The 13,459-nt window shown below is 72.5% G+C and carries 13 protein-coding genes; 6 read left to right on the top strand and 7 right to left on the bottom strand.

Going from position 1 to position 13,459, the window contains the following annotated elements; translation table 11 throughout:
• Window positions 1–143: 143 nt before the first annotated feature.
• Window positions 144–1,250 (bottom strand): hypothetical protein, encoded by a 1,107-nt coding sequence (locus AC3IYJ_RS24635; RefSeq protein ID WP_489396919.1) that lies wholly within the window; start codon window positions 1,248–1,250, stop codon window positions 144–146.
• A gap of 147 nt (window positions 1,251–1,397) precedes the next feature.
• Between AC3IYJ_RS24635 and AC3IYJ_RS24640 the strand changes: the two genes are divergently transcribed.
• Window positions 1,398–2,555 carry a cystathionine gamma-synthase gene (locus tag AC3IYJ_RS24640; RefSeq protein WP_489396920.1) on the top strand — a complete coding sequence of 386 codons (1,158 nt, stop codon included), beginning with the start codon at window positions 1,398–1,400 and terminating at the stop codon, window positions 2,553–2,555.
• Between the two features lie 104 nt (window positions 2,556–2,659).
• Here AC3IYJ_RS24640 and AC3IYJ_RS24645 read toward each other — a convergent pair whose 3' ends face one another.
• The 3 genes from AC3IYJ_RS24645 to AC3IYJ_RS24655 are packed head-to-tail and all read right to left on the bottom strand — an operon-like array spanning window position 2,660 to window position 3,984.
• Entirely contained in the window at window positions 2,660–2,911 is a 252-nt protein-coding gene (locus AC3IYJ_RS24645) for a hypothetical protein (protein WP_489396921.1), read from the bottom strand.
• Window positions 2,908–3,369, bottom strand: coding sequence for a sigma factor-like helix-turn-helix DNA-binding protein (locus AC3IYJ_RS24650; RefSeq protein WP_489396922.1), 462 nt, complete (start codon window positions 3,367–3,369; stop codon window positions 2,908–2,910). Before AC3IYJ_RS24650 ends, AC3IYJ_RS24645 begins: the two co-directional genes overlap by 4 nt.
• Before the next feature lie 57 nt (window positions 3,370–3,426).
• Window positions 3,427–3,984 carry a MarR family winged helix-turn-helix transcriptional regulator gene (locus tag AC3IYJ_RS24655; protein WP_489396923.1) on the bottom strand — a complete coding sequence of 186 codons (558 nt, stop codon included), beginning with the start codon at window positions 3,982–3,984 and terminating at the stop codon, window positions 3,427–3,429.
• Window positions 3,985–4,217: 233 nt separating this feature from the next.
• Here AC3IYJ_RS24655 and ilvA point away from each other — a divergent pair, with 233 nt between their 5' ends.
• The 3 genes from ilvA to AC3IYJ_RS24670 all read left to right on the top strand — a co-directional run bounded on the left by ilvA (window position 4,218) and on the right by AC3IYJ_RS24670 (window position 7,551).
• On the top strand, window positions 4,218–5,450 hold the full coding sequence (ilvA, locus tag AC3IYJ_RS24660) for a threonine ammonia-lyase (protein ID WP_489396924.1): 1,233 nt from the start codon (window positions 4,218–4,220) through the stop codon (window positions 5,448–5,450).
• Between the two features lie 215 nt (window positions 5,451–5,665).
• A complete protein-coding gene (locus tag AC3IYJ_RS24665; protein ID WP_489396925.1) occupies window positions 5,666–6,697 on the top strand; it encodes an ATP-binding cassette domain-containing protein in 1,032 nt (343 codons plus the stop codon).
• The gene (locus tag AC3IYJ_RS24670; protein WP_489396926.1) at window positions 6,694–7,551 is read left to right on the top strand and encodes an ABC transporter permease; all 858 of its coding nucleotides are present in this window, start codon (window positions 6,694–6,696) and stop codon (window positions 7,549–7,551) included. Before AC3IYJ_RS24665 ends, AC3IYJ_RS24670 begins: the two co-directional genes overlap by 4 nt.
• Window positions 7,552–7,647: 96 nt before the next feature.
• On the opposite strand, the gene greA is transcribed toward AC3IYJ_RS24670, so the two are convergent.
• Window positions 7,648–8,145 (bottom strand): transcription elongation factor GreA, encoded by a 498-nt coding sequence (greA, locus tag AC3IYJ_RS24675; protein WP_489396927.1) that lies wholly within the window; start codon window positions 8,143–8,145, stop codon window positions 7,648–7,650.
• A 286-nt stretch (window positions 8,146–8,431) separates the two neighbouring features.
• On the bottom strand, window positions 8,432–8,836 hold the full coding sequence (locus tag AC3IYJ_RS24680; protein WP_489396928.1) for a DUF4307 domain-containing protein: 405 nt from the start codon (window positions 8,834–8,836) through the stop codon (window positions 8,432–8,434).
• Window positions 8,837–8,960: 124 nt separating this feature from the next.
• On the opposite strand from AC3IYJ_RS24680, the gene mca reads away from it, so the two are divergent.
• Window positions 8,961–9,842 (top strand): mycothiol conjugate amidase Mca, encoded by an 882-nt coding sequence (gene mca, locus AC3IYJ_RS24685; RefSeq protein ID WP_489396929.1) that lies wholly within the window; start codon window positions 8,961–8,963, stop codon window positions 9,840–9,842.
• A 2-nt stretch (window positions 9,843–9,844) separates the two neighbouring features.
• Window positions 9,845–10,063: a hypothetical protein gene (locus AC3IYJ_RS24690; RefSeq protein ID WP_489396930.1), complete on the top strand. Its 219-nt coding sequence runs from the start codon at window positions 9,845–9,847 to the stop codon at window positions 10,061–10,063.
• Between the two features lie 86 nt (window positions 10,064–10,149).
• Here AC3IYJ_RS24690 and AC3IYJ_RS24695 read toward each other — a convergent pair whose 3' ends face one another.
• On the bottom strand, window positions 10,150–13,443 hold the full coding sequence (locus AC3IYJ_RS24695) for a tetratricopeptide repeat protein (protein WP_489396931.1): 3,294 nt from the start codon (window positions 13,441–13,443) through the stop codon (window positions 10,150–10,152).
• Between the last annotated feature and the right edge of the window lie 16 nt (window positions 13,444–13,459).

Raw genomic sequence — 13,459 nt, forward strand, 5'->3', positions numbered from 1 at the left:
CTGCGATGCAACGCGAGGTTGCTTACGCGAACCTTATGGCAGGGGTTTTCGAGCCGGTCGGCGGGGCGGTACCACCGGCTCATGACGACGGCCGCCCCTTCCCGTGCGGGAGGGGGCGGCCGTCGTCCGTCGCGGTGGGGCGGTCAGTGCGGCAGGGTCGCCGGGGAGCCGCCGTTGGCTTCGTAGCCGGCCACCGCCAGGGCGCGGTAGACCGCGTACGAGGCCGCCGGGTCGGCGTCGGCGGACCAGGGCAGGGCGCCGACGTAGCCGTCCACGTGGCGGACCTGCTCCATGGCCTCGGCCCAGCGCTCGCCGCCGACCAGGAAGAAGAGGAGCAGGTGGCGTACGTGCGCCAGCATCGGGTCGTCGGGGCGCGCGCTGTGGACCGCGTACAGCGCACCCTCCACCGCCCGGGTCACCGTCGCGCTCTGGTGGAAGCTGCGGATCAGGACGACGTCGGGGATGTGGTCGTAGAGGGCGAAGAGGGGGAGCGCCGCGAGCAGGGAGCCCTGCGGGGCGCGGGCCGCCGCGTAGTGGGTGAAGGCGTCGGCCTTCTCGCTGGAGCCGTGCCACTTCTCGCACCAGTAGTTCAGCGCGGCCAGATGGGCGCCCATGTGCTGCGGCGCCCGGTCGATGACCTTCGCCCAGAGGGCGTCGTACTCGGGCTCCGGGTAGTGCATCACCCGGGCGACCGCCAGCTCGATGATGTACGGGACCGGGTCGCCTGGGGCCAGCAGCGCGGCCTTGTGGCAGGACTCCCGGGCCTCCTCCGCGATGATCCGCACGTCGGCCTCGCCCGTGCCCTGCGGACGCCGGAACATCTGCTGCGCCAGCAGCTCCGCGTGCACCTGCGCGCCGCCCGCGTCCTTGGGGGCCTCCAGCCGCCACGCCTTGAGCCACTGCGCGCCGAGCCCCGGTTCCCGCGAGAGCTCCAGCGCGGCCGAACCGGCGAAGGCCTGGACGCGCTGCCAGCGCACCTCGCCCTCCTTCGGGGTGCCGGCGAGCAGCTGCGAGGCGGCCTGCCACTGTCCGGTGCGCTGGACATTGGAGAGGGCGTCCATCAGGTCCTGGTCCGGGCCGGGGATCCGGATGTCGAGCTCCTCCTGGAGGGCGAATCCGTAGTTCGCGGGGTCGGCGGCATCGGGGCTGCCGGGTGCGACCTGGCGCAGGCCGCCCCGCCTGCGCCGAATGTACGGTCCGAAGGCGGCCAGAATCAGGCCCACCGCGATCAGGAACCACAAAATCTCCATGCCCCCAGCGAACCAGACCCACCCGCGCGAACGCGAATGTAGCGAACCTGGAGCGGATCCGGAGTGGATCAGGAGCGGCCCCGGAGCGGCTCCGGAGCGCGTTCAAGCGCGCCGCTGAAGGGCCTGCCGGGGCACTAACATCGGTGCATGAGCGACGACAGCCACGAGCACCAGAGCTTCGAGACCCGTGCCATCCACGCGGGCAACACGGCGGACCCGCAGACCGGTGCGGTTGTACCGCCTATCTACCAGGTATCCACCTACAAGCAGGACGGCGTGGGCGGACTGCGCGGCGGCTACGAGTACAGCCGCAGCGGCAACCCGACCCGTACCGCGCTGGAGGAGAACCTCGCGGCGCTGGAGGGCGGCCGCCGCGGCCTCGCCTTCGCGTCCGGGCTCGCCGCCGAGGACTGCCTGCTGCGCACGCTGCTTTCCCCGGGCGACCACGTGGTCATCCCGAACGACGCCTACGGCGGCACCTTCCGGCTCTTCGCGAAGGTCGTCTCCCGCTGGGGCGTCGAGTGGTCGGTGGCGGACACCTCCGACCCGGCGTCCGTACGGGCCGCCATCACCCCGAAGACCAAGGTCATCTGGGTCGAGACCCCCTCCAACCCGCTGCTCGGCATCACGGACATCGCCGTGGTCGCCGACATCGCGCGGACGGCCGGCGCCAAGCTGGTCGTGGACAACACCTTCGCGTCCCCCTACCTCCAGCAGCCCCTCGCGCTCGGCGCGGACGTGGTCGTGCACTCGCTGACCAAGTACATGGGCGGCCACTCCGACGTCGTGGGCGGCGCGCTCGTCGCCGCCGACGAGGCGCTGGGCGAGGAACTGGCCTACCACCAGAACGCGATGGGCGCCGTGGCCGGCCCCTTCGACTCCTGGATCGTGCTGCGCGGCATCAAGACCCTGGCCGTGCGCATGGACCGGCACGCGGAGAACGCGGCCAAGGTCGTCGAGCTGCTGACCCGACACCCCAAGGTGCACAAGGTCCTCTACCCGGGCCTGCCCGAGCACCCGGGCCACGAGGTCGCCGCCAAGCAGATGCGCAACTTCGGCGGCATGATCTCCTTCCAGGTCGTCGGCGGCGAGCAGGAGGCGGTCGACGTCTGCGCCCGCACCAAGATCTTCACCCTGGCCGAGTCCCTCGGCGGCGTGGAGTCCCTCATCGAGCACCCGGGCCGCATGACCCACGCCTCGGTGGCCGGCTCGGCCCTGGAGGTCCCGGCGGACCTGATCCGGCTGTCGGTCGGCATCGAGAACGCGGACGACCTGGTGGCGGACCTGACCCAGGCGCTGGGCTGACCGCCCTGCCGGTCCCGACCGCCCGCTGAACGGGCGCTCCGCCCCCGCTGCCACCCGGCGCCGGGGGCGGAGCCGCAGCAGGGGCCGTACCCGGTCCCGCGCCGCTACCAGGGCGGCGAGACCTCGCTCGACGGCGCCGTCCAGGTCCAGGCGTGCGTCAGCGAAGCCCAGACCACGAAGGCGACCACCAGCGCGAACAGCAGGGCCCAGCCGATCCGGCGCCGGACCAGGCGCCGCCGCAGCAGCCGGTCCCCGCGCGCGGCGGCTCCCGCGGCGAGATCGGTCGGCACGGTCGGGTACGGACCCTCCAGCAGCCGCCTGACCTGGGCTTCCTTGGGGTCCGGGCGGCTGCTCACGCGGCACCCGCCGCGGCCACGCCGGGGCCCTTGCGCAGTTCGGAGACGGCCCGCGCGCAGAGCGCCCGTACCCGCTCGGGCGGCAGCCCCAGCTGCGCCGCCGTGACCTCCTCCGCGAGCCCCTCGTAGAGCCGAAGGACCAGCGCGAGCCGCTCCAGCGGGCTCAGCCGGCCGAGCACCCCGCTGCCGCCGTGGTGGCGGCGGCCGGTGCGGGCGAAGGCGGCGCACAGCTCCTGGCGGGTGTAGTCGTACGGGTCGTCCCCGCGCAGGCTGCGCCAGTTCGCGTACGTACGGGCCAGCGCGCCCCCGAGGAGTCCGCGCGCGGCGGGGGCGTCGGCCGCGCCGGACGGGCCGGTGTCGGGCTCCGCCGTGAGCAGGATCGCGACGCGCAGGAGCCGCCCCGCCGCACCCGCGACGAAGGCTTCGAACTCGGCGTAGGGGCCCGGCCCGTGGTCCACAGACGACATAGTGCGGCCAGCGGGACCACCCCGGTCAAGGGGTCGGGAGCACCCGGATCAGGAGGCGGGTCCGGCCGCGGAAGCGGGGTCGGCGGCCGCGTCGGGGCCCGCCTCGGAACCGGCCGACATCAGCTCGGACAGCGAGACGTTGAAACGGGTCAGCAGAGCGGTGAACGACTCGCGCTCCGCCTCGTCCCAGCCGTCCGTCACCCGGGCCATCAGCTCGCGCCGCGAGGAGCGGACCTCATCCAGCCGGGCCAGCCCGCGCGGGGACAGCGCCAGCACCACGGCCCGCCCGTCCTCGGGGTGCGAGGCCCGCTTCACCAGGCCGCTGTCGACGAGGGGCGCGACCTGGCGGGTGACGGTGGAGGAGTCGATGCCCATGCCGCCGGCGAGCGCCTTGACGCCCATCGGGCCTTCCAGGTCGAGCCGGTTCAGCAGCAGGTACGCGGCCCGGTCCATGGAGTTGCGGGCCTGGCCGACCCCGCCCAGGCGGGTCTGCTCGGCACGCCGGGCGAAGACCGCGACCTGGTGCTGGAGCGCGTCGAGGAGACCGGCTTCGGCGGGCGCGCCGGTCGGCGCGGGCAGGTCGGAACTGGCCGAGGTGGAGGGCATGGCCGTGGGCTCTCTTCGCTGGGGCCGACAAGGATGGGGGACAGAGTACGCGGCCGTGCGGCGGCTCGTACTCCGCGTACAAGAACTGATACGGCCGCTGTGCGGCCCAGGCTGCGGGCCGTCCAGGATGGCCTGATTTCGTCCGTCCGGGCACCTGTGGACGGGACCCTGCGCCCCCGCCCCCGGGTCCGCGGTCCTGCGCCGCGAAGCGCGCGGGCTGCGAGACTGGCCGCATGAACTACCGCGTGCCGCAGCCCGTCCCGCAGGTCATCCTCGACGACATCCGGGGGGCCCAGAAGATGCTCTCCGGCGTCTCCCGGGTGACCGCGATGGAGGGCAGCCGGTACCTCTCCTCCCTCACCGGGTCCCCGGTCCACCTCAAGTGCGAGAACCTCCAGCGCACCGGCTCCTTCAAGCTGCGCGGCGCCTACGTCCGCATCGCCGGCCTGCGCCCCGAGCAGCGCGCCGCCGGCGTGGTCGCCGCCAGCGCCGGGAACCACGCGCAGGGCGTGGCCCTGGCCTCCTCCCTGCTCGGGGTCCACTCGACGGTGTTCATGCCGGTCGGGGCGCCGCTGCCGAAGGTGGCGGCGACTCAGGACTACGGCGCCGAGGTGCGCATGCACGGGCAGGTGGTGGACGAGACCCTCGCGGCCGCCCAGGAGTACGCGGACCGGACGGGGGCGGTGTTCATCCACCCCTTCGACCACCACGACATCATCGCCGGGCAGGGCACGGTGGGCCTGGAGATCCTGGAGCAGTGCCCGGAGGTGCGCACCATCCTGGTCGGAATCGGCGGTGGCGGGCTCGCAGCCGGTGTGGCGGTCGCGGTCAAGGCGCTGCGCCCGGACGTGCGGGTGGTCGGGGTCCAGGCGGCCGGCGCGGCCGCGTACCCGCCCTCGCTGAAGGTCGGGCACCCGGTGTCGATCGAGAACCCGAACACGATGGCGGACGGCATCAGGGTGGGGCGGCCCGGCGACGTCCCCTTCAAAATCATCGGCGAACTCCTCGACGACGTGCGTACGGTGTCGGAGGACGCGCTCTCCAGCGCCCTGCTGCTCTGCCTGGAGCGGGCGAAGATGGTGGTCGAGCCGGCCGGGTGCAGCCCGGTGGCCGCGCTGCTGAGCGAGCCCGAACTGTACGGGGACGGCCCGGTCGTGGCCGTCCTGTCGGGCGGGAACATCGATCCGCTGCTGCTGCAGCGGATCCTGCGCCACGGCATGGCCGCGGCCGGCCGCTACCTGTCGCTGCGGCTGCGCGTGACCGACCGCCCGGGGGCGCTGGCCGGTCTGCTGGGGGTGTTGTCAGTGGTGGATGCGAACGTGTTGGACGTGAGCCACGTACGGACCGACCCGCGGCTCGGGCTCACGGAGGTGGAGGTGGAGCTGCACCTGGAGACGAAGGGGCCGAAGCACTGCGCGGAGGTCGCCCGTTCGCTGCACAGCGCTGGTTACAAGGTCATGAGCTGAGCTGAGCGGGTCGCGGGACGACGAGGTCATGAGCCGAGGAGAGAGCGGCACTCTGCGCAACCACCCGTAGCGGCACCTACCCCTAGCAAAAACGCGATATGACGCGATAGCGTTCGCCCGATCGGCGGCGGCCGGGCGGGGGACGCCCACCGCCCCTAAGATTTGCGTAGGAATGTAACGATTCTGCCAGCCCCATCCGCACTGGGAGCATTCATATGCCAGGCGCCATCTACGCCGAAGGTCTGGTCAAGACCTTCGGCGACGTACGGGCTCTGGACGGCGTGGACCTAGACGTCCCCGAAGGCACCGTCCTCGGTCTGCTCGGTCCGAACGGAGCGGGCAAGACCACGACCGTGCGCGTCCTGACCACCCTCCTCCAGCCCGACAGCGGCAAAGCGGTCGTCGCGGGCATCGACGTCCTCAAGCACCCCAACGAAGTGCGGCGCGCGATAGGCCTGTCGGGCCAGTTCGCCGCCGTCGACGAGTACCTGACCGGCCGTGAGAACCTCCAAATGGTCGGCCAGCTCTACCAGATGGGCGCCAAGGCGGCCAAGGCCCGCGCCGCCGAACTGCTGGAGCGGTTCAACCTCGGCGACGCCGCCGACCGCACGGCCAAGACCTACTCCGGCGGCATGCGCCGGCGCCTCGACCTCGCGGCGGCCCTCGTCGTCAGCCCGCCCGTCATGTTCATGGACGAGCCCACCACCGGCCTCGACCCGCGCAACCGCCAGGCCCTGTGGGCGATCATCCAGGAGCTCGTCGCGGGCGGCACCACCCTGCTGCTCACCACGCAGTACCTGGAGGAGGCCGACCACCTCGCGCACGACATCTGCGTGGTCGACCACGGCAAGGTCATCGCACGCGGCACCTCCGACCAGCTCAAGGCCCAGACGGGCGGCGAGCGCGTCGAGGTGGTCGTCCACGAGCGCGAGCACATGGCGGTCGCCCGGGAGGTCCTCGCCGGTTTCGGCAAGGGCGAGACCACCGTCGAGGAACACACCCGCAAGCTGACCGTGCCGGTCTCCGGCGGCGCCAAGCTGCTCGCCGAGGTCATCCGCGAGCTCGACGGGCGCGGCATCGAGATCGACGACATCGGCCTGCGCCGCCCCACCCTGGACGACGTGTTCATCTCCCTGACCGGCCACGCCGCGGAGCTCGCGGAAGCCGACGCGGAGAACGGCGAGGCGTCCGCCGACGCCAAGGGCGGCCGCAAGGCACGCAAGGCGAGCAAGGAGGCGGTGAAATGACGCTCACCTCCACGACCCCGGAGCTGGTGGCGCCCCGCCCGCGCGGCGGCATCGTCCAGGGGGTCAAGGACTCCCTGGTCATGGCCAAGCGGAACCTGATCCGGATGTCCCGCATCCCCGAGATGATCATCTTCGGCGTGATCCAGCCGGTGATGTTCGTCGTCCTGTTCAGCTACGTCTTCGGCGGCTCCATCGCCGTCGGCGGCAACACCTCGCCCGCCGCCTACCGCGAGTTCCTGATGGCTGGCATCTTCGCCCAGACCGTCACCTTCGCCACGGCCGGCGCGGGCGCGGGCATCGCGGACGACATGCACAAGGGCCTCATCGACCGCTTCCGCTCCCTGCCGATGGCCCGCGGCGCGGTCCTGACCGGGCGCACCCTCGCCGACCTCGTCCAGACCACCCTCACGCTCGTCGTCCTGGCGATCGTGGCGCTGATCGTGGGCTGGCGCACCCACACCAACATCGGCGAGGTCCTGGGCGGCTTCGCGCTGCTGCTCCTGCTCGGGTACGCGTTCTCCTGGATCGGCGCCCTGATCGGCCTGTCGGTGCGCACCCCGGAGGCGGCCACCTCGGGCGGGCTGATCTGGCTCTTCCCGCTGACGTTCATCTCGAACGCCTTCGTCCCCTCCCAGAACATGCCGGGCTTCCTGCGGCACATCGCGGAGTGGAACCCCTTCAGCGCCACCGTCCAGGCCGCGCGCCAGCTCTTCGGCAACCTGCCCGAGGGCTATCCGGTGCCCGACGCCTGGCCGATGCAGCACCCGGTCGTCGCGTCCGTCCTCTGGTCGATCCTGATCATCGTGGTCTTCCGGACCCTGGCGGTGCGCAAGTACCGCTCGGCGACGGCCTGAGGATCAACGGGGGCACCCAGCCGAGGGCACCTCGCCGAACGCACTTCGCCCCGCCGAGCAGCCGCTCGGCGGGGCGAATTGCGCAAGGGAGGGTGATCAGCCGGTGAAGGGCTTGACGTCAAGGATCTTGACCGAGGCCTGCTTGCCGTTGGGCAGCTCGTACTGGGCGTCCTCGCCGATCTTCTTGCCCATCACGCCGGTGCCCAGCGGGGACTGCGGGGAGTAGGTCTCGAAGTCCGAGGACGCGTACTCGCGCGAGGCCAGCAGGAACTCCATGGTGTCGTCCTCGTCGCCGTCGAAAGCGATCTTGACGAGCGTGCCGGGGGACACCACGCCCTCCGCGGCGGGGGCGGTGCCGACCTTGGCCTTCTCCAGGAGCTGCGTGAGCTGGCGGATGCGCAGCTCCTGCTTGCCCTGCTCCTCCTTGGCCGCGTGGTAACCGCCGTTCTCGCGGAGGTCGCCCTCCTCGCGAGCGGCAGCGATCTTGATCGTGATCTCCGTGCGTGCGGGACCAGAGAGGTACTCCAGCTCTGCCGTCAGCTGGTCGTACGCCGCCTGGGTCAGCCAGGTGACGCTCTCGCTCGTCTGGGTCACGGGTGCTCCTCGTCGGTACAGGGGACTACAAAGCCGCCAGCGGCGGACGAAACCACGAGCCTAACAATTCGGGAAGAAAAGGGGGAGGACACCAAGCGTGTGAAGTGCGTCAGGGCTCCCCGGCGGGCGGGGCGGAGGCAGGGACGGGCCCCGGACGAGGCCGGACCGGGCCGGACGCGGTCACCCGTCACCGCGAGGAACTGCTCCGCCACCCGGCGTGTTGCGGTGCGCGCGGTGTCCAGGACGGTTCGAAGCCGGGTGGAGGCCGGTCGAGGCAGGGTCGAGGTCAGCTCGCGGGCCGACAGCCGATCAGCTCGATCATCGTGGCACGGCTGGTGGTCTTCAGCGTCACCATCTCGTCCACGCGCCCGTCCTTCTGCGCGAAAGTGAAGTCGGCCCGGCCCACCTCGCCGTGATCCACATCCTGCGAGCTGAGCGTGCACACCCCGGTGGCCGAGGCCTCCTTGCGCACCTCGAGGTGCACCTCGACCGCGTTGTCCGAGACCACTTTGTACTTGATGACCTCGGCGCTGACGCTCTGACCGGCGACGTAGTCCCAGCCGATCCAGCCGACCACACCGAGCAGCCCGACCCCGAGGACGGATCCCACGATCTTGAGCTTCCGGTCCGCACGCTCGTCCGCCGACCGGCCGTACCGGCCGTCGGGCAGTCCTTCGCGCACCGCGCTCATCGATCGTTCCCTTCGAGACGGGCGAACAACGGAAATCCGGAGGCAGACCCCCCGGAATTTTTCGACCCCCCGATTCGGTCACTATAGAAGGCGCCAGCCCTGACGACTCAAAGAGGATCCTGTCTTGACCGAGCAGCTTCGACTGATGGCCGTCCACGCCCACCCCGACGACGAGTCGAGCAAGGGCGCGGCAACCATGGCCAAGTACGTGTCCGAGGGGGTCTCCGTCCTGGTGGTGACCTGCACCGGCGGGGAGCGCGGCTCCGTCCTCAACCCCAAGCTCCAGGGCGACAAGTACATCGAGGAGAACATCCACGAGGTCCGCGCCAAGGAGATGGACGAGGCCCGCGAGATCCTCGGCGTCGACCAGGAGTGGCTCGGGTACGTCGACTCCGGGCTCCCCGAGGGCGACCCGCTGCCGCCGCTGCCCGACGGCTGCTTCGCACTGGCGGACGTGGACGAGGCCGCCGGCGAGCTGGTGAAGAAGATCCGCGCCTTCCGGCCGCAGGTCGTCACCACGTACGACGAGAACGGCGGCTACCCGCACCCCGACCACATCATGACCCACCAGATCTCGATGAAGGCCTTCGAGCACGCCTCCGACACCGAGAAGTACCCGGAGGCCGAGTTCGGCCCGGCCTACCAGCCGCAGAAGCTCTACTACAACCAGGGCTTCAACAAGCCGCGCACCGTCGCCCTGCACGAGGCGCTGCTCTCCCGCGGCATGGAATCCCCCTACGGGGAGTGGCTGGAGCGGTGGAAGGAGTTCGAGCGCAAGGAGCGGACCCTGACCACCCACGTCCCCTGCGCCGACTTCTTCGAGATCCGCGACAAGGCGCTCATCGCGCACGCCACGCAGATCGACCCGGACGGCGGCTGGTTCCGCGTTCCGATGGAGATCCAGAAGGAGGTCTGGCCGACCGAGGAGTACGAGCTGGCGAAGTCGCTCGTGGACACTTCCCTCCCCGAGTCCGACCTCTTCGCGGGCATCCGGGAGAATGCGTAGCTATGAGCGCTACGCAGGCAGCAATCGCCCAGCTCCTTCCGCTGGCGGGAGACACCTTCGACAAGAACAAGGTGACCCCCGGAATCCTGGGCTTCATCGTGTTCGCGGCCCTCGCCCTCGGGGTGTGGGGCCTGATGAAGTCCATGAGCCGGCACATGGGCCGGGTCAACTTCCAGGAAGCCCCGGAGCCCACCCCGGCGGACGGCACCCGCGCCCCGTAGCGGCCGCCCGTACGGTCCTTCGCGCGACCGCCGCCCCACCGTGAACCGGTGGGGACGGCGGGTCCTCGCGCGCGCCCCCGGCCCCCCTACTCCGCCGGTAGCGACACCGGGATCCCCATGATCTCCCTCGAATGCAGGTTCGGCACCAGCGACAGCCGCCACGCCTGCCAGCCCTCCGCCGGGTCGACACCGCGCGCCAGGACCACCGCGTAGGTCTCCAGGCAGTCCTCCAGCCGCCCGTCCCGCATCGGGTGCGGAGCCGCCGACAGGCGGGACAGCTCCGTGCGCGCCTCGTCGGGGGCCCCGGGCACCGCGTACGGCAGCAGCGTGCACCGCAGGAACCGCGCCCAGTCCTCCCCGCGCCGGTCCCCGTAGGAGATGAACAGCCGCACCGCCTCCTCGCACAGGCCCAGCGCCTGCGCGGTCCGCCCGTTGCCCGCGTCCACGACCGCCAGCTCCAGGCAGGTCCACGCCTCCCCGTGCGCCAGACCGATCCGCCGGAAGTCCGCCCGCGCGTCCACCAGCAGCTGACGGGCGAAGCCGGAGTTGCGCAGGTTGCCCGTCTGCGCCGCCCGCTGGTCGCGCGTCACCCGGCCCGAGTGGTGACGGGCGTGCGCCAGCCCGTACACGTCACGCATCCGGGAGAACATCGTGCGGGCCCGCTCCAGCTCCCGCACCGCCCGGTCCCGCTCCCCGGCCTCCTCCAGCGCCTGCCCGAGGTAGTACAGGGTCCACGCCTCGCCGCGCGCGTCCTCCGCCTCCCGGTGGCGGGCCAGCGCATCGCGCAGCCGCTCCAGGGCCGGCCCCGGATCCCCGTCGACCACCCTCGCCCGGCCCAGCTGGGTCAGCGCCCAGGCCCGGCCGCGGTCGTCACGGGTGCGCCCGTACAGCTCCAGCGCCAGGCGCAGCTCCGCCTCCGCCCGCGGCACCTGGCCCAGGCGCAGATAGACCTGACCGAGCTGGAAGTGCGCCCAGGCCTCGCCGTGCACGCTCTCGCTCTTGCGGTGCAGCACCAGGGACTCGCGCAGCAGCCGCAGGGCCTCCACGAGGTGCGCGCGGTCGCGTTCCACGGCGCCCAGCGCGTGCAGCCCCCACGCACGGTCGCCCGCCAGCTCCTCCGACGCCTGCAGGACCAGGGCCTCGCGGATGCGCGCCGAAGCCTCCGGCAGGTTGCCCTGGTGGTGCAGGGTGATGCCGAGCGAGACCAGCGCCATGCCCGCGCCCGCCTCCTGCTGGGCCTCCATGTACTGGTCGACCAGCGAGGTCAGGGTGGTGCGGGACTTGTCGAGCTCGCCGAGCTGGCGCGCCGCGATACCGGTGCGCCACTGCACCGAGCGGACCAGCAGCCCCTGGTCGACGGCCTGGGTCAGCTCGTTGATCTCGCCGAGCCGGTACAGGTCCCCGCGCAGCAGGCAGAAGTCGCAGAGCGCGCCCAGCAGGTCCAGTACCGCCTGCTGGTCCACGCCCTCGGAATGGCGCAGGGCCGCCGTGATGAAGCTGGACTCGTCGTCCAGCCAGCGCAGCGCCGCGTCGAGGGAGGCGAAGCCGTGGCCGCCCACCGTGCTCGTCCGCGACAGGGCGTTGGCGCGCGTGGACATCTTCCCGTCGACCATCCGGATCACGGAGTCGGCGAGCTGCGCGTACGTACGGATCAGCCGTTCGTGGGCCGCCGCGGCCCCCGCCCGGTCCTCGTCGGCCGCCAGTCGCGCCGCCGCGTGGGCGCGCACCGCGTCGTGCATCCGGAACCGGTCCCCGCGCACGTGGTCCAGCAGGCCCGCCTGCGCCAGCTCGCGCAGCAGCCGCCCGGCCTCCACCTGCTCCGCGTCGATCAGCGCCGCCGCGGCCGCCGCCCCCAGCGAGGCCCGGCCGGCCAGGGTGAGGCGGCGCAGCAGCCGGCGCCGCTCCTCGGGCAGGGCGGCGTAGGCCAGGTCGAGGGCCGAATCCAGGGTGCCGTCGGCCGCGCGCCCGTCGGCCCCGCCGTTCCTGGCGTCCCCGTTGCCCCCGGCGCCCGCGTCGGCCGCGTCGGCCGCGTCGCCCCGGGTGTCCCCCAGGGGGGCCAGGACGCGCAGCGCGAGCGGCAGTCCGGCGCCGAGCGCGAGCAGCTCCCGTACGGTCTCCTCCCCGTACGGGGCTTCGCCCGCCCCCGCCCGGACCAGCTCCGCCCCGGCCTCCTCCGCGAGCCGGGCCACCGGAACCTGGTGCACCCAGGCCGCCAGGTCCGCCGGCAGCTCCAGCGGCTCCCGCGCCGTGACCAGGACCAGGCTGTCGGAGCGTTCGGGCACGAGCATCCGTACCTGCGCGGCGTCGACGGCATCGTCCAGGACCACCGTCACCGGGGTGCCCTGCAAGTGCTGGTGGTACAACTCGCCCAACCTGCGCACCTGTTGCTCGGCCGAGGAACCCTCGCGGAAGAGCAGCTGCTCGCGGGGGGCGCCGAGCCGGTTCATCAGGTGCAGCAGCGCCTCACGGGTGGGCAGCGGGGTCTCGGCGGCGCCGCCCCCGCGCAGGTCCACCACGCAGGCACCCTTGAACTGGTCCCGCAGCGCGTGCGCCGCGTGCAGCGCCAGCATGGTGCGGCCCACCCCGGGCTCGCCGTGCAGCACCACGACCACGGGCCGGGTCTCGGTACTGGCGCGGGCGGTCCGCACCCACTGGCCGATCCGGTCCAGCTCCGCCCGTCGGCCCGTGAACAAGCCTTCCAACTGCGGGAGTTGCCCGAAAGACTGCTCCAGCATCGCCCGCCGCCGGGCCTCGGCGCTGCGGTTGGCCCCGCGCAGCTGGAGGCCGTTGCCGGCGCCGTTCCCGTTCGCCTTGGAAGCGGGATGGGCGGGCTGCGCGGCGGCCGCGGCCACCTTGCGCTGCTGCTCCAGGAAAGGGCGTACCCCGCGCACCTCCAGCGCCGACAGCCACTGGAGCTTCAACTGCTCCGCCCCGCCGGGCCGCCCCAGCTCCCCGGCGCGCCGGTTCGCGGCGGGCAGGTGCAGGGCCGTCACCTTGGCCACGGTGGCCGTCGCCCCGGCCACGCCGACGACGGCACCGGCGGTCAGCGCGGTGCCCGCGGCCACCCCGAAGGCCAGGTCGGCTCCGATGGCCGAAGCGGCGGCAACTGCCGTCACCAGCAGGGCCGTCGAGAGGTTCGCCCGCCGGAAGGCCTCGCCCAGCGACTCCTCACCGGCCGCCGCCTCGTCCAGGGCGCGCACGTACGCCTCGTACTCGGGGGCCGCACTCGCCGCGAGCGAGTCCAGTGCCTCCCTGCCGCGTGCGAGCAGCGCCGCCCGGGCCTCGGGGGTCCCGGCCGCCCCCGCGACCCCCCGCCGGGCCTCGTCGTCCACGGCCCGACCCAGCAGCCGCTCGGCATCGACGCGATGGCTGTCCCGCATCGGCATCCCCCTCAGA

This window comes from Streptomyces sp. GL_140, from assembly GCF_057834465.1.